A 26,107-nucleotide genomic window follows, 5' to 3' on the forward strand; every position below is an offset into this window, starting at 1 on the left:
TGTTCGCCGAAGGAGCCTGCCTTCACGGGCGGCGGCGAGGACGTGTCTAAACCAGGGATTTCCAGCAAGACAGCCAAAAGTGAGTACGTTCAAATGTCCTCGAATACGGGCAAAGGCAAAGCGATTTTTCGCGTTGTCAGCGGTAACTTTCTCGAGATGTTCGACTTTATGGTCTACGGCTTTTACGCCACGGCCATTGCCAAAACCTTCTTTCCTGCCGACAGCGCTTTCGCTTCCCTGATGCTTTCGCTAGCCACCTTTGGTGCCGGCTTCTTGATGCGCCCGCTGGGTGCGATTTTCCTCGGCGCCTACATCGACCGTCACGGACGTCGCAAAGGCTTGATCATCACGCTGGCGTTGATGGCTGCCGGCACGGTGTTGATTGCCTGTGTACCGGGTTACGCCACATTGGGCGTGGCCGCGCCGCTGATCGTGCTGTTCGGCCGATTGCTGCAAGGCTTCTCCGCCGGCGTGGAACTGGGCGGGGTGTCGGTGTACCTCGCAGAGATTTCCACTCCGGGCCGCAAGGGCTTCTTTGTCAGTTGGCAATCTGCCAGTCAACAAGCCGCCGTCGTATTCGCCGGTTTGCTGGGAGTGGGTTTGAACCATTGGTTGAGCCCGGAACAAATGGGCGATTGGGGCTGGCGCGTGCCCTTCCTGATCGGCTGCATGATCGTGCCGGTGATCTTCGTGATTCGTCGCTCACTGGAGGAAACACCTGAGTTCCAGGCGCGTAAACACCGCCCTTCCCTGCAGGAAATCGTCCGTTCGATCGGCCAGAACTTCGGCATTGTCATTGCCGGCATGGCGCTGGTCGTCATGACCACCGTGTCGTTCTACTTGATCACCGCCTACACCCCGACCTTCGGCAAAGCCGAACTGCACCTGTCGGATATGGACGCGTTGCTGGTCACGGTGTGCATCGGCCTGTCGAACTTCTTCTGGCTACCGGTCATGGGCTCAGTGTCTGACAGGATCGGACGTAAGCCCCTGCTGTTGGCGGCGACTATTCTGGCGATCCTTACCGCCTACCCTGCCCTGGCCTGGCTGGTCGCAAACCCCAGCTTCAGTCATTTACTGCTTGTCGAGCTGTGGCTGTCGTTCCTGTATGGCTCGTATAACGGCGCCATGGTGGTCGCGCTGACCGAGATCATGCCGGTGGAAGTTCGTACGACTGGCTTCTCCTTGGCCTACAGCCTGGCGACCGCGACCTTTGGTGGCTTTACGCCGGCGGCGTGTACATACCTGATCCACGTGCTGGACAACAAGGCTGCGCCGGGGATCTGGCTGAGTGGCGCGGCGGTGCTGGGGTTGATTGCGACGCTGGTGTTGTTCCGTGGCAACCGGCATGAATTGCGCACCGCGCAGGCCGCGATACTAGGCGGCACCCGATAGACTGCCTTCGCGGGCAAGCCTCGCTCCTACAGGATTAGCGCGATTTCAAAATTGGCGCATGACCTGTAGGAGCGAGGCTTGCCCGCGAAGGGGCCGCCAAACACCAAAAAAAATCAACGGCCCGCCACCTTCAACGACCCACTCCACCCCCCGCCCAGCGCCTTATACAACGTCACCTGATTGATCTCCCGCGCCAGTTCCAGCTGCGCCCACTTCTGCTGCGCATCGAACAATGAACGCTGCGCATCCATCGTCGAGAAATAGCTGTCCAGCCCGGCCTCGAAACGCAAGCGAGACTGGCGATAAGCCTCCTGATAATCCCCCACCAGTTTCTTCTGAAACTCCACTTGCGTGAGCATCTCCTGCCGCGCATTCAACGCATCGGCCGCTTCGCGAAAAGCGTTTTGCACCGTGGCTTCGTACGCTGCCGCTTGACCGTCAAACCGCGCATGACTCGCGTCTACCTGCGCCCGCCGCGCACCGCCATCGATCAATGGCAGGGACCCGGCCAACGCCACCGACCAGAATTCAGCCGGGCCAGTGAGCAACCGCGAGAAATCCCCGGTCAGGCTGCCCAGCGCCGAGGTCAGGGAAAAGGTTGGAAAGTAGGCGCTGCGCGCCGCGCCGATATCCGCGTTGGCCGCGCGCAACTGTGCCTCGGCCGACATGATATCGGGGCGGCGCTCAACCAAAGACGAAGGCAAACCGGCCGGCACGTCCAGCGTCGCCAACTGCTCACCCAACGCGCCGGTGGGGAGCAACCCCGCCGGCACCGGCTGCCCCACCAGCACCCGCAATGCATTGCTGTTCTGCGCCACTTGCATGCGATAGGTGTTGACCTGCACCGCCGCCGTGTTGGTTTGCGCATCGGCCTGGTGGACGTCGATCCGCGCGCTGGAACCGAGGTTGAAACTCTTGCGCAGCAGCTGTCCGTAACGGTCCTGGGATTGGTAGGTACTCTGTGCGAGATCGAGTAAATGCTGATTGGCCTTGAGGCTCAACCAGGTGCTGGCGACTTCACCGATCAATGCCAGCCGGGCCGTTTGATAGTCCGCCTCGGACGCTTCGAAACGCGCCCCGGCGGCATTGCGCTGGCTACGAATACGACCAAACAGATCCAGCTCGTAGGAGGTGAACCCACCCGTGGCCTGAAAAGTGTTGGCGATGCTGCCAGCACTGACGCCGCCGGTTGGCGTGCGCACCAGTGGCGGCAATTTGCTGCGTCCGGCATAAGTGTCGATGCCTATTGTAGGAAAAAGTCCCGACTGCGCACTGTCATACCCCGCCCGCGCCTCTTCGACGCTGGCGGCGAACTGACGCAGGCTGCGGTTGTTGGCCAGGGCCATTTCGATCAACTGACGCAGTCGGTCATCGACCACAAAACCGCGCCAGTCCTTGTCGAATGCCTGCTTGCCGGCACAGCACTCACCAGCGGTGTTGGCCGGCCATTGTTGATCGATCGGTGCGTCGGGTTTCTCGTAGGTCGGCTCCAGCGAACAGCCGCCGAGCAGGAGCAAAGACATGAAGCATGAGGTCGGTAAGCAACTGTTCATGGCGCGCACCTAAAAACGTTGGCCGAGCAAAGCTCGCAAGGGAGAAAGCAGCAAAGACCACAGACCTGACCGACCGACACTGATGTGCGGCAGCGGTTGTTTACGGGAACGAACACTGACCGGCCGCCAACGACGTTGCGGGACGTAGGACGATGCCTTGGCCGGCGCAGGCAAACGCGCTGTCGTGCGTTTTTCTCCCAGCAATGAGCGGCGCAGCAAGGTGCCGAATGCCAGCGCCGGATCGGCTTTGCTGACCACATTGATCGTCGCGTCGCTGAACAATCGCGCTATCAACCGCCGCCGCAGGCCTTCATCGAGCTCGGCAAACCTTAAGCCCAATTGATCTTCACCGTGATTGCGCATGACTTCGACGTCGAGCCAGCCCAGCTTGTCGATCCACATCTGGCCGCACAGCCCCGGTTTGATCGACGAGGCGAAGGCGCAATGCAGCGACGCGCCGCTGAGGGAAATATCCACCAGGCGACCGGGGAGGACCTTGCCGCCAAAACGCAACCCGGTGGGTTTGTCGAACGGAAAACGCTCTTCACCGTGCAGCCGTGGCCGGTCAACACAGGCCACCAGTGTCGCCAGGTTGTAGACCAGCGCCACCACGGTCCAACACAAGTTGAACAGCATGTTGCCGTCGAACGCCGCGGCGGTGCTGATGGCGATGTAAGCGCCAATTTGTGAAAACAGCGTCAAGGCGAAAAAGAAGCCGAACAGCTTCCAGTGCACCATGGTTTTCGTGCGATCAAGGCCTTTGGCGGTGACTTTGAACGGCCGCCCGAACGGTCGGACCATGGCGCTGGCGATGGTCGCCGTGACCGCCAAAGAGGCAACGATTTGCGTGACCTCGGTGAAAATCGGCAAGGTGCGCCGGTCCGTGACCCACGTCCCGTACCCCCAGAACGCAATCAGCGCCGGCATGCCGAAAGCAAGGAAATCCACCGGGTTGGCATAGAACCCGGCAATGCCGAAGTACCAATACAACACCGGCGAGACCAGCATCATCAAAATGAACGGCTTGGAAAACCAGTGCATCAGCCCATGGATGTAATGCAGTCGGTCATTGAGCGTGTAGCCACCGCCGCGCAAAGGTCCATCCTTGAGCAACGCCACTTGAATGGTGCCCAGGCACCAACGCCCGCGCTGGTTGATGTACTCGGTCAGGCCCTCCGCCGATAAACCGATCGACAACCGCTCATTCAACCAGCGGGTGACGTAGCCTTTTTGCAACAGCCGATACGTGGTGTAGATGTCTTCGCACACCGAACCTGTAGGAAACCCGCCAATCTCGTTGATCAAATCGCGCCGCACCACGAAGGATGTACCGACGCAAAACGCCGCATCCCAACCGTCCTTCGCCGGTTGAAACACATCGAAAAACACCCGTTGCTCATCCACCCAGCAGGCTGCTGTGCCCAGGTTGTGCTGAATCGGATCGGGGTTGTAATAGAACTGCGGTGTCTGTACCAGGCCGACTTTCGGGTCGTCGAACAAACCCAACGTGCGCAACAGGATCGGTTGCTGCGGCGCAAAGTCGGCGTCGAGCACCAGAATATAGGGTGCGTTGCTGCCAGCGGCCGATTGGCGCAAGCCGTTGTTCAGGTTGCCGGCCTTGGCGTGGGCGTTGTCGGGGCGTCGCGCGTATTGCACGCCGACCTCGGCGCAATAATCGCGCAACCAGTCACGACGCGTGTCGTCGAGCACCCAAATGGTGAAGTTGGGGTAGTCGATAGCCTGCGCGGCAATAATGGTTTTTTCGAGGATTTCCAGGCCTTCGTTATACGTGGCGATGAACACGTCCACCGCTGGCACATTCACGCCTTGAGCGCGCAGCCGTCCCTCGCCTGCATCCGCGTCCTGGCTGTGGTCCGAGCGACAGAGCATGACGATGATGGAAAACAGCGTGTAGCCAATCGCCAACATTTCGAAAAACAAAAAGGCGTAGGCCCAGACGGTGGCAAACCCTGAATGGCCGTCGGGCAAGGTGTCACGAATCCGCCAGGCCGCGTAGTTGACCAGCAACAACGCAGTGACGGCGCCGAATCCTGCACGCGCGGCCCATTGGTTCCGGTGAGTCAGGCAAGTGAACAGAATCACCGCCGCCAGCGTCCAGAAATTGATTTGCAGCAGTTGCAGCGAGTCCAGTGCCTGCATGTCAGTCAGCCTCTAGCGAACCGGTAAAGGGGTTGACGCCGGTGGCCGCGATCGCCGCCCACGCCGTGGCGCCCAAGTGAGGCAGGTGGTAATAGTAAAAATCATTGGTAACGGAGTCCGGACCTATGGCCAGTCCGGTACTGATGCGCGGTGCCGGTGTTGCAAACAGCCAGCCGTCCCCGGCCTGCTGTGCGAGCAACACGCTCCACAACGGCTGCGCCTTGTCGCTCAAGCCATTCAATTGCGCGACGGCGGCGGCCTGAGCGGTGCCTTCGGTCCATAGGCCATCGGGGTCGCGGTTGAAACCGTAGCCATCGCCTGCCCGGTGCGCGTGATCAATGAACGCAAAGACTCGACGCCAATCCCTGGGCGGATCGTGCAAGGCAATCAACGGCCATATCTGTGCATCCAGCCCTGATCGCACGCGGTCCGACGTCTGGCCATCCGCCCCCGTGCCGATCAGGAAGCGCCCTTCCCCGGCGTCCCACTGGCTGGCGACAAATTGCCGGGCAATCTGCGCCTGCTGCGCCGAACCTTGATCCGGCGCCACCGCGTCGAGTGCCGACCACGCAGCCGCCAGGTCGACGTTATGTTCAGTGGACTTCCAGTTCTGTTGGGTCTGCTTGGTGAAGTAGCCGTAATAGCCGCCGCTGAACCCGGCCGGCGATTGAGCGTCGTAGGTGTTTTTCTGCGACCAGTGCAGGACTTTTCTGGCAGCCTCGAGGTAAGACCCCTCGCCGCTTTGACGAAAAGCCTCGAGCAAGGCCAACGCCGCCCATGCTTGATTACCCGTGGCGCTGCTGACTTGATAGGCGTCTTGATTCCAGGCGTTGCGCTCGGTACTCCAATAGCCCGGCAATTTCATCGACGGTGCACCTACCGGGCCGGCGGCATATGCGTTACGTATACGTCCGTCCTGATACTCCGGATCGTGGTTCGTGGCGAAGACCAGGGCATCTGCTATCCGCCGCGCCGACTCGGCTTTGCCACAGGCAAACAACGCAATGCTGGCCAGGGCGTTGTCGTAAGTGAACGCTACGCCGCGCAAGGCCAGGATCGGCGCCGGCTGGCCATTGAGCGGTGGATAACTGGCCACCAGCACCGGACCTGACGGCTGCGACGCCACCGCCCGATCCAGCGCCGCGCAAGTCATCGCCGCCAGTTGCGGCCTGGCTTGCGCTGCTGATGCGCCGACTCCGCTACCCATCAGCATCACGCTGACGATCCCTCGCAAAATGCCCTTCATGGCCGCGACACCTCGGCGCTGGCCCACAACCCCGGATTGCAGGTCATGGCGCGCTGGTTATCCGTCAGGTCTGCGGTAAAGGTCCCGACCACGTACACCGAGTTCTGCTCGGCATAAGGGAACGGCACGCTGTAGGTGTTGGCGCGAATGTCCGAAGCGCTGGACAACAACTGCACCACATTGGCCTTGAGCGGCTCATCGAGGCCGCGGATTTTGACGATCAGCACGCTGTCGCGATCGATCTTGCTGGCCATGCGCTCGGGGAATACCGCAATCACATAGCTCTGCCCGCAATCGGTGGCGCGCAACAAGGTCGAGCCGGCCTGCACCAGCGTGCCCTGCGGCGCCAACAGTTCCTGAACGGTGCCGGGCGAATACGCCACAACCTCGTATCCGGCCATCAACTTGACGCGGTTCTGTTCGGTTTCAATCAACTGGTTGAGGTTGTCGAGTTCCTGTTGATACGTCGCACGGTTGCGCGCCTGATTCTCCAGGCTGAGCTTGAGCGTGGTCATTTGTGCGCTGAGGTCGAACATGCGCAGTTGATCGGGATCGAGGTACACCTGTTTGCTGGCCGCACTGACGTCGCCGTCGTTAATCCGCAACTGCGAGCGCACCGATTCGGCCGCGCCTTGCAGGGACGCCAGTTGGGCTTTCGACGAGGCGACCACCGCGCCACTCACGGCGCCTTGAACGAACAACTCAAGATTGCGCTCGACGGTTTCCTGAGCGTCCATCAACCGCGCACTGGCGGCGCTGCTCTCGGCTTTCAGGGCTTTCTGGGTGAAGAGTTGGCGGGTATGAAACGCGGTTTGGTACTGCTCGCTGGTTTTCTCCAGCGCTTCGTAATACTGCTGATCATGCTCGGCCTGGCTGGCCGAAGAGGACAACTGCTGCTCAAGGGTGAGGCGTCGTGTTTGCAGGGTCAGCAATGTTTCCTGATTGGCTCTTGGGTTCTCCACTACGGCGATTTTCTGGCCCTGTACAAACGTCGCGCCGGGTTTGACTTCCAATGTACTCACTACGCCGTCAATCGGCGTGGTCAGCAAAATCACCGGCGCATTCAAAATAGCCCGTGTGGCGGAGGCCGATACCAAGGGCATCAATAACGTCGACAACAGTAGCCAAATGATAAACCCGAGAACTCCCAAACCCACCAGGCGGGGTAACAATGACAATAACCTTGAGCGTTCTTCAGCCATGTTCGACTCTCCCGATAAACCAACCGCGTAAAAGTCAGGCAATAGCAGGCCGTGACCGAAAGACACTTTTGGCAGGGTGAGCAAAACGAAATAGTTCGCTGGACGGCAACTAAGCCGACGCTGTTTTATTTGGAATTATGGTGATGTGAGCAGGAATGAGATTCCTGTCTTGTTGGAGAATTGCTTTACAGCGCAGGTGACCACAATCTTGACCAAGCCCGAGGCAGAGCGGGCGTTGTCATTGGCGACACTAGATTCAGAGCATTCGGGTGTCAAGCATCCGCAGGAAACAATTAAATGACGTCAATTATATAGCGACCGATAAATTGGATCCGTTCTTTTTATTGCACAGCGATAGCCCGACAACTGCTTATTTTTATTGGGAGTTTTTATTTTTTATATGTAAATGAACTTTGTATCGATTTTTAGATAATTCTTAATATCACTAGACAAATACTAAATCGATATAAGTACGACCCAAACAAAAACGCCCCGACCTAAGTCGGGGCGTTTTTATCTGCAGCTAACGCTTAGCGCGGGAACGCTGGCGGGTTTACACCGGCCATGTCTTCCATCACGCGCACGACCTGGCAGCTGTAACCGAACTCGTTGTCGTACCAAACGTACAGAACAACACGGTTGTCTTGGCTGATAGTCGCTTCAGCATCCACAACGCCTGCGTGGCGCGAGCCAACGAAGTCGGTGGAAACCACTTCCTGCGAGTTGACGTAGTCGATTTGCTTATGCAGATCGGAGTGCAGCGCCATGTAGCGCAGGTACTCGTTCATCTCTTCACGGGTGGCGGCTTTCTCAAGGTTCAGGTTGAGAATGGCCATCGACACGTTTGGCGTTGGAACGCGGATCGCGTTACCGGTCAGCTTGCCGGCCAGTTCAGGCAGGGCCTTGGCGGCAGCAGTGGCAGCACCGGTCTCGGTGATGACCATGTTCAACGCGGCGCTACGACCACGGCGATCGCCTTTGTGGAAGTTGTCGATCAGGTTCTGGTCGTTGGTGTACGAGTGAACCGTTTCAACGTGACCGTTGATGATGCCGAACTTGTCGTTCACTGCCTTCAGCACCGGCACGATGGCGTTGGTGGTGCAGGAAGCAGCCGAGATGATCTTGTCGTCAGCGGTGATTTCACCGTGGTTGATACCGTGAACGATGTTCTTCAGCTTGCCTTTACCTGGCGCGGTCAGGACAACGCGGTCGATACCCGGGCAGGCCAGGTGCTGGCCCAGGCCCTCGGCGTCACGCCATACTCCGGTGTTGTCCACCAGGAGCGCGTCTTTGATGCCGTACTGGGTGTAATCCACTTCAGTCGGGTTTTTCGCGTAGATAACCTGGATCAGGTTGCCGTTGGCGGTGATGGTGTTGTTCTCTTCATCGATGGTGATGGTGCCGTTGAAGGAACCATGAACCGAATCGCGACGCAGCAGGCTAGCGCGCTTGACCAGATCGTTCTCGGCGCCCTTGCGGACAACGATGGCGCGCAGACGCAGGCCGTCGCCGCCACCGGTTTTCTCGATCAGGATGCGCGCCAACAGACGGCCGATACGACCGAAGCCGTACAGTACAACGTCGGTGCCTTTGCGCGCCGTAGCGTTTTGCTGGCCAACAACGTCAGCCATTTCTTCACGGACGAACTGCTCGGCGGTGCGGCCATTGCCTTCGTTACGGAATTTGAAGGCCAACTTGCCCAAATCTACCGAAGCTGCGCCGAGCTTGAGCTCGCTCATGGCTTTAAGCAGAGGGAATGTTTCGTGGACGGAGAGTTCGCTGTCGTCGGTAGAGCGGTGGCGAGCAAAGCGGTGAGCTTTGAGAATCGCGATGACAGACTGGTTGATCAGGCTGCGGCCATAGATCGAGCTCACCACGTTGTTGTTGCGGTAGAGCTGACCGATAAGCGGAATCATCGCTTCTGCGAGTGCTTCACGGTCGATCCATTCACCAAGACACTGGTCGGGCTTCTGAGTCACGGGAACCTTCCACATGTAGGGGCAGAAAAAAGGGGCTACATTATGCCGCCGAGTGCCTCCCGTAGCAATGCGCGCCTGTCGTGCGATCCGTAACAAATTCCCGTCCAAAAAAATCACACACCGCTAAAGCCCAATAGAACCGGGGCTTTCAGCGCAGTCAATTTTTTGGAGACAACGCTGTCTTGTCCGTAACCCTCCGTAACACCCGGTCGTTTTGCCACTACATAATCGGCCGTTTCCGCTAAAAAACCGGCGTTTTTTGTCTTTACCACTACATTTCGCCAAACCTGCGTAATAGACACAGTCTGCAACTGACAGGCGGCACCCGAGGCCGCTACAATTACCGACTTTGTCGCAACGCTTGGAGCTCAACCTTCCGTGCCCGTTCTGCGTCTACCGCTTCTCCCTGCCGCGGCAGGTAAACAGCACTGGGGCAACCTGCCCGGTGCCGCCCTGAGCCTGGCCATCGCCGAGGCTGCCAGCGCTGCCAAGCGCTTTACCCTGCTACTGACCGCCGACAGCCAGAGTGCCGAACGGCTGGAACAGGAGCTGAGTTTCTTCGCCCCGGATTTGCCGGTGCTGCATTTCCCGGACTGGGAAACCCTGCCCTACGATCTGTTTTCGCCGCACCAGGACATCATTTCCCAGCGCATCTCCGCGCTGTACCGGTTGCCGGAGCTGAGTCATGGCGTGTTGGTCGTGCCGATCACGACCGCCCTGCACCGCCTGGCGCCGACCAAATTCCTGCTCGGCAGCAGCCTGGTCCTGGACGTCGGCCAGAAACTCGATGTCGAGCAGATGCGCACGCGGCTTGAGGCCAGCGGCTACCGTTACGTCGACACGGTGTACGAGCACGGCGAATTCACCGTCCGCGGCTCGTTGATCGATCTGTTCCCGATGGGCAGCAAACTGCCCTTCCGCATCGACCTATTCGATGACGAAATCGAGACGCTTCGTACATTCGATCCGGAAAACCAGCGCTCGATCGACAAGGTAGACACCGTCCGCCTGTTGCCGGCGCGCGAGTTTCCACTGCAAAAAGACGCCGTCACCCGCTTCAAGGCGCGTTTCCGCGAGCGCTTTGACGTCGACTTCCGTCGCTGCCCGATCTTTCAGGATTTGAGCAGCGGGATTACGCCGGCCGGTATCGAGTACTACCTGCCGCTGTTCTTCGACGAAACCTCCACCCTGTTCGATTACCTGCCGCAGGACACGCAAGTGTTTTCCCTGCCGGGCATTGAACAGGCTGCGGAAAACTTCTGGAACGATGTGCGCAATCGCTATGAAGAGCGCCGCGTTGATCCGGCGCGTCCTTTATTGCCACCGGCCGAGTTGTTTCTGCCGGTGGAAGACTGCTTCGCTCGCCTGAAGAACTGGCCGCGGGTGGTTGCCAGTCAACAGGACGTGGAAACCGGCGTCGGCCGCGAACGCTTCCCCGCGCGGGAGCTGCCGAACCTGGCCATCGAAGCCAAGGCCACCCAGCCGTTGGCGGCGCTGGCGGGTTTCCTCGACGAATTCCCGGGTCGCGTGCTGTTTACCGCCGAGTCTGCAGGCCGTCGCGAAGTGCTGCTGGAATTGCTCGAACGCCTGAAGCTACGACCGAAAACCGTCGACAGCTGGCCGGACTTCGTGGCGAGCAAGGAGCGCCTGGCGATCACCATCGCGCCGCTCGACGAAGGCCTGGTGCTGGACGATCCTGCGCTGGCCCTGGTGGCCGAAAGTCCGTTGTTCGGTCAAAGGGTGATGCAACGCCGTCGTCGCGAAAAACGCGCCGACGCCAACAACGATGCCGTGATCAAGAACCTGACCGAGCTGCGCGAAGGTGCGCCGGTGGTGCATATCGATCACGGTGTTGGTCGCTACCTCGGGCTGACGATTCTGGAAATCGATAGCCAGGCCGCCGAATTCCTGACCCTCGAATACGCTGAAAACGCCAAGCTGTATGTGCCGGTGGCCAACCTGCATTTGATCGCCCGTTACACCGGCAGCGACGATGCCCTGGCCCCGCTGCACCGCCTCGGCTCCGAGACCTGGCAGAAAGCCAAGCGCAAAGCCGCTGAACAGGTGCGCGATGTGGCGGCCGAACTGCTCGACATCTATGCCCGCCGCGCCGCTCGGGAGGGTTATGCCTTCGCCGACCCGAAAGCCGATTACGCGACCTTCAGCGCCGGCTTCCCGTTCGAAGAAACCCCGGACCAGCAGACCACCATCGAAGCCGTGCGCGCCGACATGCTCGCACCGAAACCGATGGATCGACTGGTCTGCGGCGACGTCGGCTTCGGCAAGACCGAAGTGGCGATGCGCGCGGCGTTTATCGCCGTGCACGGTGGTCGTCAGGTCGCCATTCTGGTGCCGACCACCCTGCTCGCCCAGCAGCACTACAACAGCTTCCGCGACCGCTTCGCCGATTGGCCGGTAAGCGTGGAAGTGATGAGCCGCTTCAAGTCGACCAAGGAAGTGAACGCGGCCATCGCGAACCTGGCCGAGGGCAAGATCGACATCGTTATCGGCACGCACAAACTGCTGTCCGACGATGTGAAAATCAAAAACCTCGGGCTGGTGATCATCGACGAAGAACACCGTTTCGGTGTCCGTCAGAAGGAACAGCTCAAGGCACTGCGCAGTGAAGTCGACATCCTCACCCTGACGGCGACGCCGATTCCGCGCACTCTGAACATGGCAGTATCGGGCATGCGCGACCTGTCGATCATCGCCACACCGCCGGCTCGTCGCCTGTCGGTGCGGACCTTCGTCATGGAACAGAACAAGAGCACGGTCAAAGAGGCCCTGCTCCGCGAGCTGCTGCGTGGCGGCCAGGTCTACTACCTGCATAACGACGTGAAAACCATCGAGAAGTGCGCCGCCGACCTCGCCGAACTGGTGCCGGAAGCGCGGATCGGCATCGGCCACGGGCAGATGCGTGAACGTGATCTCGAACAGGTGATGAGCGACTTCTACCACAAGCGCTTCAACGTGCTGATCGCCTCGACCATCATCGAGACCGGCATCGACGTGCCGAGCGCGAACACCATCATCATCGAACGTGCCGACAAGTTCGGTTTGGCGCAACTGCACCAATTGCGTGGCCGCGTCGGCCGCAGTCACCACCAGGCTTATGCTTACCTGCTCACCCCGCCGCGCCAGCAAATCACCACGGACGCGGAAAAGCGCCTGGAAGCGATCGCCAACACTCAGGATCTTGGCGCAGGTTTCGTGCTGGCGACCAACGACCTGGAGATTCGCGGTGCCGGTGAATTGCTCGGCGATGGCCAGAGCGGGCAAATTCAGGCGGTCGGTTTCACGCTGTACATGGAGATGCTCGAGCGCGCCGTAAAGTCGATCCGCAAGGGCGAACAACCGAACCTCGATCAACCGCTGGGTGGTGGTCCGGAAGTCAATTTGCGGGTCCCGGCATTGATTCCCGAAGACTACCTGCCGGACGTTCATGCCCGACTGATCCTCTACAAACGCATTGCCTCGGCCACCGATGAGGAAGGCCTCAAGGACCTGCAAGTGGAGATGATCGACCGTTTCGGCCTGTTGCCGGAGCCGACCAAGAACCTGATGCGCATCACTGCGCTGAAATTGCAGGCCGAGCTATTGGGCATCAAGAAAGTCGACGGCGGCCCGCAAGGCGGTCGCATCGAGTTCGCGACGCAAACCCCGGTCGACCCGCTGACGCTGATCAAATTGATCCAGAGCCAACCCAAACGCTACAAATTCGAAGGCGCCACGATGTTTAAATTCCAGGTGCCGATGGAGCGCCCGGAAGAGCGCTTTAATACTGTAGAGGCGCTGTTCGAGCGCCTCATTCCGAAAACTGCTTGAAGGACGCCGCATGCGCCTGTTTCGCTCACTGACGTTGTTGATGTCGCTGCTCGCCCCCTCGGCGTTCGCCGCTGACCTGTATCAGGTTGAAATGATTCTGGTCCGCCAAAACGCCGTACCGGCCATCGTCAGTCGTGCGGCGCCGGAAGAATGGGCTGCCGGCGCCCAGCGCCTCAACCCCGACAGCCTGCGCACGCCGAGCCTCAATGGCGAAGTGGAAAAACTCACCGCCAGCAATGACTACACGGTGTTGCTGCACAAGTCCTGGCAACAGACGCTCGGTGAAGAAGCCAGCAAAGTCGCGATCAGTGATGGCAAAGAACAATTCGGCCAGTTTCCGATCGAGGGCACGCTGAACCTGAAGCTGGGACGCTTCACCGATGTCGACGCAGACTTCTGGGTCAACCAGATCAACACCGATGGCCTGGTCACCGCCAGTGAACGCCTGAAGACAGAAAGCCATACCAAAAACGGACAGCTGAATTTCCTCGACGCCGGCCATCTCGGAATGTTGATCAAGATTACCTCGCTGACCGCCCCTGCACCCCGGCCAGTCCCCGAAGAAATTCCGGACTGATTGAAGTCCTTATGCCCCCGACCCTGAGCAAACCCCTGGCGCCTTCCTGGGTCAGCCGATTCAAGGAACAAAGCCTGGAACGCGGCCGACGCTATGCGCTGGAGAATCGCGTCAGGATCGTCGAGGTGGGCGACGCCACCATCATCGCCGCCTGCGAAGGCTCGGGTGGTAACGTTTACCGTCAGACCATTCGCCTGCGCGAGTCAGCCAAAGCCACCTTGCTGATGGTCGACGCCACGTGCACGTGCCCCGTCCACAGTAACTGCAAACATTGCGCGGCAGTGCTGCTGAAGGTTCAGGAAACCCTGGCCTATCCCGCCGCCGCCCAGGACGCCGAGCTACTGGAAAAACTTCAGGCCGTGCTGGAAAACCGTAGCCCGAAAGCACCGCCACAAGTGTTGGTGGAAAACGTGCAACCGATGCCGCGCCTATGGCTGGCGAGTATCGAGTTCAGCGCCTTCGAACCACGCAACGGCAAGATGCAACGCTACATCCAGCATCGCGCGGCGCTGTCGTTCAGCTATCTGGATGAATACGTTTCCGGGCAGAAGAACGCCGACATCCTGATCCGCCAGGAAACACAGACCCTGCGGATAAAACGTCACCCGGAAGTCGAACAGGCCTGCAGGGAACAATTAAGAATCCTCGGTTTCAAGGTCGCCACCCGACAAAGCAAAGCCCTCCCGGAAAGTGCCGGCGAGCTGTTCGAGATGGTCAACGACAGTGCCTGGCTGACCTTCACCCTCAATGAACTGCCGAAGCTGCGCGCCCAGGGCTGGGAGTTGCAGATCGACGAAGAATTCGGCTTCGACCTGACCGCCGTGGACGACTGGTACGCCACCGTCGAGCAGGCACCGGAACGTGACTGGTTTGATCTGGAGCTGGGGATCATCGTTAACGGTGAACGGCTGAGCTTGTTGCCAATCCTGTTGAACCTGATGCGCTCCCACACCGAAATCCTCAACCCGGAACGCCTCGCCCGACGGCGCGATGACGAGTTGATCCTGGTGAACATCCCAAATCGCCCGAACTCCGAGTACGGTCCGTTGCAAGTCGCCCTGCCCTTCGGCCGCTTGAAACCGGTGCTGGCGACCCTCGGCGAGTTCTATCTGCAAGGGCCCGGCGAAACCGCGCTGCGCCTGAGCAAGGCCGACGCCATACGTTTGAATCCGCTGGAAGGCATGCCGCTGCTGTGGGAAGGTGGCGAACAGATCCGCACGTTTGCCCAGCGCCTGCGGGACATCAAGGACTTCACTGTCACTGCGCCCGAAGGCTTGAATGCAACGTTGCGTCCGTATCAGCTGGAGGGCCTGAGCTGGATGCAGTCGTTGCGGCAACTGGAAGTCGGTGGAATTCTCGCGGACGACATGGGCCTGGGAAAAACCCTACAAACCCTGGCGCATGTTCTTAGCGAGAAAATTGCCGGACGCCTTGATCGACCGTGCATGGTGGTGATGCCCACCAGCCTGATCCCCAACTGGCTCGACGAAGCGGCGCATTTCACGCCGCAACTGAAAGTGCTGGCGTTGTACGGCGCCAGCCGTAAAAAACACTTCGACAATCTGTCCGATTACGACCTGATCCTGACCACTTATGCGCTGCTGCCCAAGGACGTCGAACGCCTGGCCGCACAGCCGTTACATGTGTTGGTGCTGGACGAAGCCCAATACATCAAGAACCCCAACAGCAAGGCCGCGCAGGCTGCTCGCGAACTGAATGCCCGCCAGCGTTTGTGCCTGAGCGGTACGCCACTGGAAAACCACTTGGGTGAGCTGTGGTCGCTGTTCCACTTCCTGCTGCCCGGTTGGCTCGGTGATGTGAAAAGCTTCAACCGCGATTACCGTGTTCCGATTGAAAAGCGCGCCAGTGAAGTACGACTTCAGCACCTGAACGGTCGGATCAAACCGTTTCTGCTACGCAGGACCAAGGAGCAGGTCGCGACGGAATTGCCGCCGAAGACTGAAATCATTCACTGGGTCGAACTGAATGAAGCCCAGCGCGACGTGTACGAAACGATGCGCCTGGCCATGGACAAGAAAGTGCGCGACGAGATCACCCGCAAGGGCGTGGCCCGCAGCCAGATCATCATTCTTGAGGCGCTGCTGAAGCTGCGTCAGGTGTGTTGCGATTTGCGGCTGGTGAATGACGCTGTGCTGCCGACTCGTGGCAGCACGTCGGGCAAGCTCGACAGCCTGATGGAAATGCTTGAGGAACTGTTCGAGGAGGGCCGGCGAATCCTGCTGTTCTCGCAGTTCACTTCAATGCTCGCGTTAATCGAGGTCGAGCTGAAGAAACGCGGTGTCGAGTATGCGTTGCTGACCGGACAAACCCGCGATCGACGCGCCCCCGTGAAAGACTTCCAGAGCGGCAAGCGTCAGATTTTTCTGATCAGCTTGAAGGCCGGCGGTGTTGGCCTGAACCTGACCGAAGCGGACACGGTGATTCACTACGATCCGTGGTGGAACCCGGCAACGGAAAACCAGGCGACTGACCGCGCCTATCGCATCGGCCAGGAGAAACCGGTGTTCGTCTACAAGATGATTGCCAGGGGCACGGTGGAAGAGAAGATCCAGCATCTGCAAAAAGAAAAATCCGACCTGGCGGCAGGCGTGCTAGATGGGCGCAAGACCGGGGACTGGAAGCTGCAGAGTGACGACATTGAAGCGTTGTTTGCGCCGCTGCCGGATAAGCTGGAGAAGCGCTGAAATGTGCGGCGTCTGGTAGGCCGCCTTCGCGAGCAAGCCCGCTCCCACATTTGACCGTATTCTTTAGGAAGAGTTAGGTCGAATGTGGGAGCGGGCTTGCTCGCGAAGGGGTCAACGCGGTGTAAAACCTGTTCAGGCCTTAAGCGCCCGCGCCAACGCCGATTTCACCGCCCCCATCCCGTCACGCAGCGCCTGTTCGATCTCGGCCATGGTAATCACCGCCGTCGACTTGCCCGCCGCCGGATTCACCACCAGGGCCAGGCAGGCGTAATCCAGTTCCAGCTCACGGGCCAGCGCCGCTTCCGGCATGCCGGTCATGCCGACAATGTCGCAGCCGTCACGCTCGAGTCGCGCGATTTCACCAGCGGTTTCCAGCCGTGGTCCTTGGGTGCAGGCGTACACGCCTTGACGGCTAAAACCAACGCCTTCAGCCGCCAATGCCGAGATCAGCTGCTGGCGCAGGGCTTCGCTGTAGGGATAGCTGAAATCGATATGGGTGACCTGTTCGAGATTATCGGCGAAATAGGTGTGTTCGCGACCGCTGGTGTAGTCGATCAACTGATGGGGCACGCAGAAATGCCCGGTGCCCATCGCAGCATTAATCCCACCGACCGCGTTGACCGCGAGAATCGCTTCGGCACCGGCCTGTTTCAGTGCCCAGAGGTTGGCGCGGTAGTTCACCTGATGCGGCGGAAAACGGTGAGGATGACCGTGGCGTGCGAGAAACAGCACTTCCTTGCCCGCGTATTCACCGATCTGCACCTCGGCCGACGGAGCGCCATAGGGTGTGTCCACTGCCAGAGACTGACGAATGCTCAGGCCTTCGAGTTGAGTCAGGCCGGTGCCACCGATAATCGCGTAAACGGTCATGACGGGAAGTCCTTACTCAATCAGTTGAGCTTCTTTGAGTGCACCAATGGCTGTGAGCCAGCGCGGGTCTTGACGGTATTCAGTGCCGGCGTACGACTGGCCGCGCATCCGCGCAATACGCCCGGAGGGTTTGACCTTCAGACGCTGGGCGGCGCTCAGGGCCAATTCCGCGGCCGCACGATCGTTGCACACCAGGCCCATGTCGCAACCGGCCGTCAGCGCCGCCTCGATACGGCTGGCGGCATCGCCAACCACGTGGGCACCGGCCATGGAAAGGTCGTCGCTGAAAATCACACCGTCGAATTGTAGTTCGCCGCGCAGGATGTCCTGCAACCAGCGACGAGAGAACCCGGCAGGTTGGGAGTCGACTTGCGGGTAAATAACGTGGGCCGGCATGACGGCGGCCAGTTGCTTGCTCAACCTGGCGAACGGCACCAAGTCGTTGGCGCGGATCTCGCCGAGGCTGCGTTCGTCATTTGGAATGGCGACGTGGGAATCGGCCTCGGCCCAGCCGTGACCGGGAAAATGCTTGCCGGTGGCGGCCATGCCGGCGCTGTTCATGCCGCGGATAAACGCACCGGCCAGCAACGCTGCGCGCTCGGGGTCACCTTCGAACGAGCGAGTGCCGACAACGGCGCTGCGCTGGTAGTCCAGATCGAGTACCGGGGCGAAGCTCAGGTCAAGGCCGACCGCGAGGACTTCAGTCGCCATTATCCAGCCGCACTGTTCAGCCAGGTATTCGGCATTCGGGTTGTCGGCGATGGCGCGCATCGCCGGCAGTCGCACAAAGCCCTGACGCAGACGCTGAACCCGTCCACCTTCCTGGTCCACCGCCAGCAACAGATCGGGGCGGATGGCACGGATCGCAGCACTCAGCTCACGCACCTGACGCGGGTGCTCGATATTACGGGCAAAAATGATCAGGCCGCCCACTTCGGGCTGGCGCAACAATTGGCGATCTTCAGCCGTCAGCCAGGTACCGGCGACGTCCACCATCAACGAGCCTTGCAGGCCAGCAGTCATAGAGATTCCTTGATAACGATAAACCCGGCTCGCACGCGTTCGCCGCCATGGGCAGTACCCGGCAGGTCGGCGATAACAATGGGAAGCGGGTTCAGAACGAGAGTCGGCATGGGCGGCTAGCTTAGCGGATGTAAGCTGCCGCGCCCACCCGTGCGGTTAAACCTTGGCGGCAACCGGGGCCGATTTGCTGCGCGGACGCAATTGCGCGGTGGCCATGGCCGAATCGGTGACGCCGGTTTCGGCACGCATGCCAGCGGCCAGGAACGGCACCATCAGTCGCATCACTTGCTCGATGGACGTATTGACACCGAAATCGGTCTCGGCAATGGCGCGCAAGGCCTTGATACCGGACATGCTGAACGCCGCGGCACCGAGCATGAAATGCACGCGCCAGAACAGTTCGATGGGTGGAATACGCGGTGCAGCTTCATTGACCAGCATCATGTAGCGGCGAAACACCTTGCCGTACATGTCTTCCAGATAACGACGCAAGTGGCCCTGGCTCTGGCTGAACGCCAGCCCCAGCAAGCGCATGAAGATAGAGAGATCATTGCCGCTGCGTGGCTGGACCACCAGGGCTTGTTCGACGAGGATTTCCAGCAGCTCTTCCAGTGTCGGCTTGTTTTCGGGCTTGGCCTGACGCCGCTCCAGCTCTTTATCGAGGCTCAGGCAGAACGGCCCGAGGAAGCGCGAGAAGACCGCTTGGATCAGCGCCTTCTTCGAACCGAAGTGATAGTTCACTGCCGCGAGATTCACACCGGCCTTGCTGGTGATCAAACGCAACGAGGTTTCAGCGAAACCTTTTTCCGCGAACAACTGCTCGGCAGCATCGAGAATGCGTTCAACGGTTTCCGACTGGGCCATGGCTACTCCGCCTGACAAACACTTGTTTGAAACATACGTTTCAGCCTGTGCGTTGTCAAGCCTGGCAGTTCGTTTTGGGAATGGTCGGTCAGCTATTTAACCATACAACGGCGAGGCGTAAATCAGCAGGCTGATCGACCGTCCGGCGGCAGGCAAAAAAAGGGGCATTGCCAAGACGCTTTCACTGTATATAATCCCAGTCACTGTATAAAAAGACAGAGCGATCAATATGCTAAAGCTGACGCCACGCCAAGCAGAGATTCTGGCCTTCATCAAACGCTGCCTCGAAGACAACGGCTACCCGCCAACCCGTGCGGAAATCGCTCAGGAGCTGGGCTTCAAGTCGCCAAACGCGGCGGAAGAGCACCTCAAGGCGCTGGCCCGCAAGGGCGCAATCGAAATGACGCCCGGCGCCTCCCGCGGGATCCGCATCCCCGGCTTCGAAGCCAAGGCCGACGAATCCACCCTGCCGATCATTGGCCGAGTGGCTGCCGGTGCGCCTATCCTCGCGCAGCAGCACATCGAAGAATCCTGCAACATCAACCCTGCCTTCTTCCATCCTCGGGCTGACTACCTGCTGCGCGTTCATGGCATGAGCATGAAGGACGTGGGCATTTTCGACGGCGATCTGCTGGCAGTCCATACCACCCGTGAAGCCCGCAATGGTCAGATCGTGGTTGCACGGATCGGCGACGAAGTGACCGTCAAGCGCTTCAAGCGCGATGGCAGCAAAGTCTGGTTGATTGCCGAAAACCCTGAATTCGCCCCTATCGAAGTAGACCTGAAAGATCAGGAACTGGTGATCGAAGGCTTGAGTGTCGGCGTCATTCGCCGCTAAAGGAGGCTCTATGCAGTTCCCGCACACACCCCAGCAAGCCCAACTGCCGTTGTTCGAGGCGTTCATGGTGCAGCCGTTGGCGCCGATCCTGAAAGACGTGATCGAATCGCCCTGGATCGCTGAACCTGAAGTGTTCAGTGAATTGTCGTTGCGCGGTGCGGCCGGGAACTGCCTGAACCTACTGGCACCGATCCTCAGGGAACTGAGCGAGGATCAGGATGCGCGCTGGCTGACACTGATCGCCCCGCCCGCCAGCCTGACTCAGGCCTGGTTACGGGACGCTGGCCTTAACCGCGAACGCATCCTGCTGCTGCAACCGCGCGGCACCCAAAGCGCCCAGCAATTGACGTGTGAAGCCTTGCGCCTGGGCCGCAGCCACACGGTCGTCAGTTGGCTCAATCCACTGAACGCGAACTCGCGGCAACAGTTGATCAGCGCAGCCCGCACCGGGGACGCACAAAGTTTGAATATTCGATTGGGGTAACGGACAAAACATGTGCGACAGGAACGACGCAGGGCTTCTCCAGGGATAGAGAAGCCAATCTGTAGCGATATCAGTAAAAAGTGACGAACGGGATCAATGGAGAACCCGAGCACTCTCATCCGTATTGAAATCGCCTTCAACCAGACGTCCTGCCATCTGCACGCCGACGCTCAACATCGCTTTTGCGACTTCCACGTGCTGGCCTTGCAGGAACTCTTTGGCATCCTTGGAGAAATCCAAAGTAACCAGAGAACCCTCGTCCTCAGCCCTGCGCAGCTCGATTCGGCCGTCTGGCAACTCGACAATTTCTAGAAAGGACGTTGGCATAAAAGTCTGTTCTCCACGAAAGGCGGGGATTATATAGGCATCGGTCAGGCTTCGCTCATGATCTTGACCAGCAGCACTTTTAATCGCGCCACTGGAACTGCGGTCATCAGCACTCGTTCAAGCCTTCACGAAACCGGATAGCCAGCCCTTTAAGGTTCTGACGCCAACTCTCCAGCTCTTCCCGGCCCAACTCCTCCGGAGCATCCACCTCATCCAGATTAACCGCCACGATCAGCGGTTGCGTCACGTCGCCCTTGGGTTTGCGCGGGGCACGAGGTGGCTGGAACAGCGCTGAGTGAGCCGCCAGCAGCTTGGCCAGCCATGTTTCCGGGTTCTGCGCCAGTTCGACCATCTCGGCCATTTCAGGAATAGCGATGGTTTCCAGGACTTCGCGAGTCAGCAGCAATTCCGCACGAGGCGCATTGGCTTGGGGCAAGCGATAGAAACCGGCGATTTCATGGCACAGCCCCAACAGCGCACCGTACAGGTGAAACAACGCTGATTCACGCCCTGCCTGAATCAGCGCCAGGGAATTCATCGCCCGCCCCTCTTCAGCTTTGGCGAGCGCTTCCAGCGACAGGCCGGCGAAATAAATCTTCTGGTTGGTACGGGTATAGAGTTCGTGGGCCATGACGGCAGCCTCCACAACGAAATAATTGCTTCACGCAGGTCGGACAGTGTCATGGATCACCCAAGCACACCGCAACCCCAAAACAAAAAGGCCGCATGAAAACCCGAGGGTTGTCATGCGGCCTTTTGTGCAACGGAGCAAGCTCGTTCCTACAGTAAAGCTATTTAAGCCTTGACCTTCGCCGGACGCTTGTCTTCAACGGTCCACTTGCCGCCGTCGTAATACGCCTTCCAGCCAGTCGGCTTACCGTCGACTTCTGTCTGAACGTATTGCTCTTTGGTCTTGCGGCTGTAACGGATCACGGCAGGCAGGCCGTCCGGGTCCTTCTTCGGTGCTTCGCAGAGGAAGTGATACTTCGGATCGATCTCATCCTTGTGCGGCACAATTTCGATGACCAGCGGGGCACGCGTCTCGCGGTTTTTCGGGAATTGGCTGGCCGCCAGGAACAGGCCGGAAGCCCCGTCGCGCAGGATGTAGGTGTCGTTGACCTTTTCGCATTTCAGCTCAGGCATTTTCACCGGATCCATTTTCGGCGGCGCTGCATCACCGCTTTTCAGCAGCTTGCGGGTGTTCTTGCAGGTCGCGTTGGTGCAACCGAAGAACTTGCCGAACCGGCCGGTCTTGAGTTGCATCTCGCTGCCGCACTTGTCGCACTCCAGGCTCGGACCTTCGTAGCCCTTGATGCGATAAGTACCCTCTTCGATTTCGTAGCCGTCGCAATCCGGGTTGTTGCCGCAAATGTGCAGCTTGCGCTTCTCGTCGAGCAAGTAAGCGTCCATCGCGGTGCTGCAGATCGGGCAACGGTGTTTGCCACGCAGCACCAGCGACTCCGACTCACCTTCGTCGTCCGCGGCAATTTCGTCGCCCGGCACCAGGTTAACGGTAGCCTTGCAGCGCTCTTTCGGTGGCAGGCTGTAGCCCGAGCAACCGAGGAACACGCCGGTCGATGCGGTACGAATCTGCATCGGGCGACCGCACACCACGCACGGAATGTCCGTCATTACCGGTTGGTTGGCGCGCATGCCGCCTTCGGCACTTTCGGCTACTTCGAGCTTCTTCTTGAAGTCCCCGTAGAACTCGTCGAGAACATTCTTCCAGTCGCGCTCGCCCTGAGCCACATCATCGAGATTCTCTTCCATGCCGGCGGTGAAGCCGTAGTCCATGAGGTTGGAGAAGCTCTCGGCCAGACGCTCGGTAACGATGTCACCCATCTTTTCCGAATAGAAACGACGGTTATGCAGCGCTACATAGCCACGGTCCTGGATGGTCGAAATGATCGCTGCGTAGGTCGAAGGACGACCAATGCCGCGTTTTTCCATTTCTTTAACCAGGCTGGCTTCCGAATAACGCGCAGGCGGCTTGGTGAAGTGCTGGGTCGGATCAAGCTTGATCAGCTTCATCGCGTCGCCCTGGGCCATATCGGGCAGCACGTCGTCGTCGCCTGGCTTGGCAATTTGCGGCATCACGCGGGTGTAACCATCGAACTTCAGGATGCGGCCCTTGGCGCGCAGCTCGAAGTCACCGGCACCCACCGTGACCGTGGTCGACAGGTATTGGGCCGGCAGCATCTGGCAGGCGAGGAACTGGCGCCAGATCAGCTCGTAGAGCCGCTCCGCGTCGCGCTCCATGCCCGACAGCTTGCTTGGCTCGGTGTTGGCGTCGGACGGACGAATCGCTTCGTGAGCCTCTTGTGCGCCTTCCTTGCTGCTGTAGACGTTCGGGGTTTCCGGCAGGTACTTCTTGCCGAACTCGCCTTCAATATAAGTGCGCGCCATTGCCACTGCATCAACCGAGAGGTTGGTGGAGTCGGTACGCATATACGTGATGTAGCCGGCTTCGTACAAACGCTGGGCCATCATCATGGTTTTCTTCACACCGAAGCCCAGGCGGTTGCTTGCAGCCTGTTGCAGGGTGGAAGTAATGAACGGTGCCGACGGCTTGCTGCTGGTTGGCTTGTCTTCGCGTTTGACGATGCTGTAGCTGGAAGCCTTGAGCTTCTCCAGCGCGGCCATGGCCTGGGCTTCGTTGAGCGGCTTGAAGGCTTCGCCTTTCTCGCGAGCCACGTCGAAGCGCACAGTAGCGCCCTTGGCGGTGCCGAGGTCGGCGTGCACTTCCCAGTATTCTTCCGGGTTGAACGCACGAATTTCGCGCTCACGCTCGACCACCAGCTTCACGGCAACCGATTGCACGCGACCGGCAGACAGGCCACGGGCGATCTTGGACCACAGCAGTGGCGAAACCATGTAACCCACCACACGGTCGAGGAAACGACGCGCCTGTTGGGCATTGACACGATCGATGTCCAGCTCACCCGGCTTGGAGAACGCTTCCTGAATCGCCTTCTTGGTGATTTCGTTGAACACCACGCGCTTGTAGCGGCTGTCGTCGCCACCGATGGCTTCGCGCAGGTGCCAGGCAATGGCTTCCCCCTCGCGATCCAAGTCGGTTGCGAGATAGATGGTGTCAGCATCTTTGGCGAGCCGGCGCAGCTCTTCGATAACCTTTTCCTTGCCGGGGAGGATCTCGTACTTGGCTTTCCAGCCATGATCAGGATCGACACCCATGCGGGAAACGAGCTGTTTGCGCGCCTTCTCTTTTGGCGTGAGCACCGGACCTTCACCCGCGGCAGCCTTGCCGCGCTTGGCGGCTGGCTCTTTGCTGGCGCTAGCCGAACCGCTGGTGGGCAGGTCTCGGATATGGCCGATACTCGACTTCACCACGTATTGGTTACCCAGATACTTGTTGATGGTCTTGGCCTTAGCCGGGGATTCCACAATGACCAGCGATTTGCCCATGGATCAGAAAATTCCTGAATTCTAGAAGTGAAAGGCGGTTGGCGCCTGACGCGGCACCGCTATATATAGTGGCTACAAGGTGAGGTCAAGCGCAGGGTCTTGCGCGCACTCAGCTTATACCTTCGAAAAAAGGCTCGGTTCGGCTTGCACCAAAGCAAAGCGCGGCACCTGTTCGCCGTCAACCTCGACCGACTCCAGGAACATGCTCAAGGGACGTACCCAAAAGCCGTAATCGCCATACAGGGCTTGGTAGAAGACGACTTCTTCTTCGGTTTCCGAATGCCGCGCAATACTGAATACACGGTACTGCGGACCTTTGTAATGTTGGTAGAGCCCAGGTTGTATCGGCATGCTTTGGCCCTCACTCAAATCTTTTCAAAATAAAAACAAAAATAAATTCAGAAAAACAAAAACCGGGGCACTTGGCCCCGGCTTCCATCAACGGATCGCTTAAACGCGTTCGAAGACGGTGGAGATGCCTTGGCCGAGACCAATGCACATGGTGGCTACCCCGAAGGTGCCGCCATTTTGCTTCATCACGTTCAGCAAAGTGCCGGAGATACGGGCACCGGAGCAACCGAACGGGTGACCCAGGGCGATCGCGCCGCCGTGCAGGTTAACCTTCTCGTTCATCTTGTCGAGCACTTTCAGATCTTTCAGCACTGGCAGGGCCTGTGCGGCGAAAGCTTCGTTGAGCTCGAAGAAGTCGATATCGTTAATGCCGAGACCCGCGCGCTTCAGTGCTTTTTGTGTGGCCGGTACTGGACCATAGCCCATGATTGCCGGGTCCACACCTGCCACTGCCATCGAGCGAATCACCGCCAGAGGCTGGATGCCCAGGTCCTGTGCACGCTGTGCCGACATCACGATCATGCACGAAGCACCATCGGTGATTTGCGACGAAGTGCCGGCTGTCACGGTGCCGCCCTTCGGGTTAAACGCTGGCTTCAATGCCGCCAGGCTTTCCAGAGTGGTTTCCGGACGAATGGTTTCGTCGTAGTCGAACAGTTTCAGGAAACCGTTCTCGTCGTAGCCCTGCATCGGGATGATTTCGTCTTTGAACTTGCCTTCCACCGTTGCCTTGTGGGCGAGCTGGTGGGAGCGCACGCCGAACGCGTCCTGTTGTTCGCGAGTGATGCCGTGCATTTTGCCCAGCATTTCAGCGGTCAGGCCCATCATGCCCGAGGCTTTTGCCGCGTACAGGGACATGTGCGGGTTCGGATCGACACCGTGCATCATGCTCACGTGGCCCATGTGCTCGACGCCGCCGACGACGAACACGTCACCGTTGCCGGTCATGATTGCTTGCGCAGCAGTGTGCAAAGCGCTCATCGACGAGCCGCACAGACGGCTGACGGTCTGGCCGGCAGCGGTGTGCGGGATTTGCGTCATCAGCGAGGCCATGCGAGCGATGTTCCAGCCCTGCTCCAGGGTCTGGTTTACACAGCCCCAGATCACGTCTTCGACTTCGTTAGGGTCGACCTTGACGTTGCGTTCCAGCAATTTGCTGATCAGGTGCGCCGACATGTCTTCGGCGCGGGTGTTGCGGTGCATGCCGCCCTTGGAGCGGCCCATCGGAGTACGACCGAAGTCGACAATCACGACGTCTCTTGGATTCAAGCTCATAAAA

19 protein-coding genes are annotated in these 26,107 nt (G+C 59.3%); 6 read left to right on the forward strand and 13 right to left on the reverse strand.

Going from position 1 to position 26,107, the window contains the following annotated elements; translation table 11 throughout:
• Positions 1 to 93 precede the first annotated feature (93 nt).
• The gene (locus ACA052_RS20015; RefSeq protein ID WP_497646450.1) at positions 94 to 1,395 is read left to right on the forward strand and encodes an MFS transporter; all 1,302 of its coding nucleotides are present in this window, start codon (positions 94 to 96) and stop codon (positions 1,393 to 1,395) included.
• Between the two features lie 113 nt (positions 1,396 to 1,508).
• On the opposite strand, the gene ACA052_RS20020 is transcribed toward ACA052_RS20015, so the two are convergent.
• The 5 genes from ACA052_RS20020 to ACA052_RS20040 all read right to left on the reverse strand — a co-directional run bounded on the left by ACA052_RS20020 (position 1,509) and on the right by ACA052_RS20040 (position 9,550).
• Positions 1,509 to 2,948 carry an efflux transporter outer membrane subunit gene (locus ACA052_RS20020; protein WP_497646451.1) on the reverse strand — a complete coding sequence of 480 codons (1,440 nt, stop codon included), beginning with the start codon at positions 2,946 to 2,948 and terminating at the stop codon, positions 1,509 to 1,511.
• 9 nt (positions 2,949 to 2,957) lie between these two features.
• The gene (locus ACA052_RS20025; RefSeq protein ID WP_497646452.1) at positions 2,958 to 5,108 is read right to left on the reverse strand and encodes a glycosyltransferase family 2 protein; all 2,151 of its coding nucleotides are present in this window, start codon (positions 5,106 to 5,108) and stop codon (positions 2,958 to 2,960) included.
• A gap of 1 nt (position 5,109) precedes the next feature.
• Positions 5,110 to 6,354, reverse strand: coding sequence for a hypothetical protein (locus ACA052_RS20030; protein WP_497646453.1), 1,245 nt, complete (start codon positions 6,352 to 6,354; stop codon positions 5,110 to 5,112).
• Complete coding sequence (locus ACA052_RS20035; RefSeq protein ID WP_497646454.1) at positions 6,351 to 7,556, reverse strand: HlyD family secretion protein; 1,206 nt, start codon at positions 7,554 to 7,556, stop codon at positions 6,351 to 6,353. The genes ACA052_RS20030 and ACA052_RS20035 overlap by 4 nt, the downstream gene beginning before the upstream one ends.
• Before the next feature lie 530 nt (positions 7,557 to 8,086).
• Positions 8,087 to 9,550 carry a glyceraldehyde-3-phosphate dehydrogenase gene (locus ACA052_RS20040; RefSeq protein WP_497646455.1) on the reverse strand — a complete coding sequence of 488 codons (1,464 nt, stop codon included), beginning with the start codon at positions 9,548 to 9,550 and terminating at the stop codon, positions 8,087 to 8,089.
• Positions 9,551 to 9,913: 363 nt separating this feature from the next.
• On the opposite strand from ACA052_RS20040, the gene mfd reads away from it, so the two are divergent.
• Genes mfd through ACA052_RS20055 form a run of 3 tightly spaced genes read left to right on the forward strand, consistent with a single transcriptional unit; the run spans position 9,914 to position 16,645 of the window.
• Positions 9,914 to 13,363, forward strand: a complete 3,450-nt coding sequence (gene mfd / locus ACA052_RS20045) for a transcription-repair coupling factor (RefSeq protein ID WP_497646456.1) — start codon at positions 9,914 to 9,916, stop codon at positions 13,361 to 13,363.
• Between the two features lie 10 nt (positions 13,364 to 13,373).
• Positions 13,374 to 13,940: a CsiV family protein gene (locus tag ACA052_RS20050; protein WP_497646457.1), complete on the forward strand. Its 567-nt coding sequence runs from the start codon at positions 13,374 to 13,376 to the stop codon at positions 13,938 to 13,940.
• Positions 13,941 to 13,951: 11 nt separating this feature from the next.
• On the forward strand, positions 13,952 to 16,645 hold the full coding sequence (locus ACA052_RS20055) for an SNF2-related protein (protein ID WP_497646458.1): 2,694 nt from the start codon (positions 13,952 to 13,954) through the stop codon (positions 16,643 to 16,645).
• 132 nt (positions 16,646 to 16,777) lie between these two features.
• Here the strand turns inward: ACA052_RS20055 and ACA052_RS20060 are convergent, their stop codons facing one another.
• The 3 genes from ACA052_RS20060 to ACA052_RS20070 form a co-directional block, all read right to left on the reverse strand.
• Positions 16,778 to 17,515 carry an S-methyl-5'-thioinosine phosphorylase gene (locus ACA052_RS20060; RefSeq protein ID WP_497646459.1) on the reverse strand — a complete coding sequence of 246 codons (738 nt, stop codon included), beginning with the start codon at positions 17,513 to 17,515 and terminating at the stop codon, positions 16,778 to 16,780.
• Between the two features lie 12 nt (positions 17,516 to 17,527).
• The gene (gene nagZ, locus ACA052_RS20065; RefSeq protein ID WP_497650364.1) at positions 17,528 to 18,526 is read right to left on the reverse strand and encodes a beta-N-acetylhexosaminidase; all 999 of its coding nucleotides are present in this window, start codon (positions 18,524 to 18,526) and stop codon (positions 17,528 to 17,530) included.
• 168 nt (positions 18,527 to 18,694) lie between these two features.
• Positions 18,695 to 19,402 (reverse strand): TetR/AcrR family transcriptional regulator, encoded by a 708-nt coding sequence (locus tag ACA052_RS20070; protein WP_090182102.1) that lies wholly within the window; start codon positions 19,400 to 19,402, stop codon positions 18,695 to 18,697.
• 229 nt (positions 19,403 to 19,631) lie between these two features.
• Here ACA052_RS20070 and lexA point away from each other — a divergent pair, with 229 nt between their 5' ends.
• Entirely contained in the window at positions 19,632 to 20,240 is a 609-nt protein-coding gene (lexA, locus tag ACA052_RS20075) for a transcriptional repressor LexA (protein WP_497646460.1), read from the forward strand.
• Positions 20,241 to 20,250: 10 nt separating this feature from the next.
• Entirely contained in the window at positions 20,251 to 20,724 is a 474-nt protein-coding gene (gene sulA, locus ACA052_RS20080) for an SOS-induced cell division inhibitor SulA (protein ID WP_497646461.1), read from the forward strand.
• A 93-nt stretch (positions 20,725 to 20,817) separates the two neighbouring features.
• On the opposite strand, the gene ACA052_RS20085 is transcribed toward sulA, so the two are convergent.
• The 5 genes from ACA052_RS20085 to fadA form a co-directional block, all read right to left on the reverse strand.
• On the reverse strand, positions 20,818 to 21,051 hold the full coding sequence (locus ACA052_RS20085) for a hypothetical protein (RefSeq protein ID WP_497646462.1): 234 nt from the start codon (positions 21,049 to 21,051) through the stop codon (positions 20,818 to 20,820).
• Between the two features lie 106 nt (positions 21,052 to 21,157).
• A complete protein-coding gene (locus tag ACA052_RS20090) occupies positions 21,158 to 21,682 on the reverse strand; it encodes a DUF6586 family protein (protein ID WP_497646463.1) in 525 nt (174 codons plus the stop codon).
• Positions 21,683 to 21,846: 164 nt separating this feature from the next.
• Positions 21,847 to 24,477, reverse strand: coding sequence for a type I DNA topoisomerase (gene topA / locus ACA052_RS20095; protein ID WP_497646464.1), 2,631 nt, complete (start codon positions 24,475 to 24,477; stop codon positions 21,847 to 21,849).
• Between the two features lie 114 nt (positions 24,478 to 24,591).
• A complete protein-coding gene (locus tag ACA052_RS20100) occupies positions 24,592 to 24,828 on the reverse strand; it encodes a DUF1653 domain-containing protein (protein ID WP_497646465.1) in 237 nt (78 codons plus the stop codon).
• Between the two features lie 99 nt (positions 24,829 to 24,927).
• Positions 24,928 to 26,103, reverse strand: coding sequence for an acetyl-CoA C-acyltransferase FadA (gene fadA, locus ACA052_RS20105; RefSeq protein WP_008028488.1), 1,176 nt, complete (start codon positions 26,101 to 26,103; stop codon positions 24,928 to 24,930).
• Positions 26,104 to 26,107 lie beyond the last annotated feature (4 nt).

It is taken from the genome of Pseudomonas sp. LBUM1644, from assembly GCF_059716195.1.

What these genes read in the sequence shown, in the direction of transcription:
- ACA052_RS20015 (WP_497646450.1), top strand. Translation starts at nt 94, where the DNA reads ATGTCCTCGAATACGGGCAAAGGCAAAGCGATTTTTCGCGTTGTCAGC.
- ACA052_RS20020 (WP_497646451.1), bottom strand. Translation starts at nt 2,948, where the DNA reads ATGAACAGTTGCTTACCGACCTCATGCTTCATGTCTTTGCTCCTGCTC.
- ACA052_RS20025 (WP_497646452.1), bottom strand. Translation starts at nt 5,108, where the DNA reads ATGCAGGCACTGGACTCGCTGCAACTGCTGCAAATCAATTTCTGGACG.
- ACA052_RS20030 (WP_497646453.1), bottom strand. Translation starts at nt 6,354, where the DNA reads ATGAAGGGCATTTTGCGAGGGATCGTCAGCGTGATGCTGATGGGTAGC.
- ACA052_RS20035 (WP_497646454.1), bottom strand. Translation starts at nt 7,556, where the DNA reads ATGGCTGAAGAACGCTCAAGGTTATTGTCATTGTTACCCCGCCTGGTG.
- ACA052_RS20040 (WP_497646455.1), bottom strand. Translation starts at nt 9,550, where the DNA reads ATGTGGAAGGTTCCCGTGACTCAGAAGCCCGACCAGTGTCTTGGTGAA.
- ACA052_RS20050 (WP_497646457.1), top strand. Translation starts at nt 13,374, where the DNA reads ATGCGCCTGTTTCGCTCACTGACGTTGTTGATGTCGCTGCTCGCCCCC.
- ACA052_RS20055 (WP_497646458.1), top strand. Translation starts at nt 13,952, where the DNA reads ATGCCCCCGACCCTGAGCAAACCCCTGGCGCCTTCCTGGGTCAGCCGA.
- ACA052_RS20060 (WP_497646459.1), bottom strand. Translation starts at nt 17,515, where the DNA reads ATGACCGTTTACGCGATTATCGGTGGCACCGGCCTGACTCAACTCGAA.
- ACA052_RS20070 (WP_090182102.1), bottom strand. Translation starts at nt 19,402, where the DNA reads ATGGCCCAGTCGGAAACCGTTGAACGCATTCTCGATGCTGCCGAGCAG.
- lexA (WP_497646460.1), top strand. Translation starts at nt 19,632, where the DNA reads ATGCTAAAGCTGACGCCACGCCAAGCAGAGATTCTGGCCTTCATCAAA.
- sulA (WP_497646461.1), top strand. Translation starts at nt 20,251, where the DNA reads ATGCAGTTCCCGCACACACCCCAGCAAGCCCAACTGCCGTTGTTCGAG.
- ACA052_RS20085 (WP_497646462.1), bottom strand. Translation starts at nt 21,051, where the DNA reads ATGCCAACGTCCTTTCTAGAAATTGTCGAGTTGCCAGACGGCCGAATC.
- ACA052_RS20090 (WP_497646463.1), bottom strand. Translation starts at nt 21,682, where the DNA reads ATGGCCCACGAACTCTATACCCGTACCAACCAGAAGATTTATTTCGCC.
- topA (WP_497646464.1), bottom strand. Translation starts at nt 24,477, where the DNA reads ATGGGCAAATCGCTGGTCATTGTGGAATCCCCGGCTAAGGCCAAGACC.
- ACA052_RS20100 (WP_497646465.1), bottom strand. Translation starts at nt 24,828, where the DNA reads ATGCCGATACAACCTGGGCTCTACCAACATTACAAAGGTCCGCAGTAC.
- fadA (WP_008028488.1), bottom strand. Translation starts at nt 26,103, where the DNA reads ATGAGCTTGAATCCAAGAGACGTCGTGATTGTCGACTTCGGTCGTACT.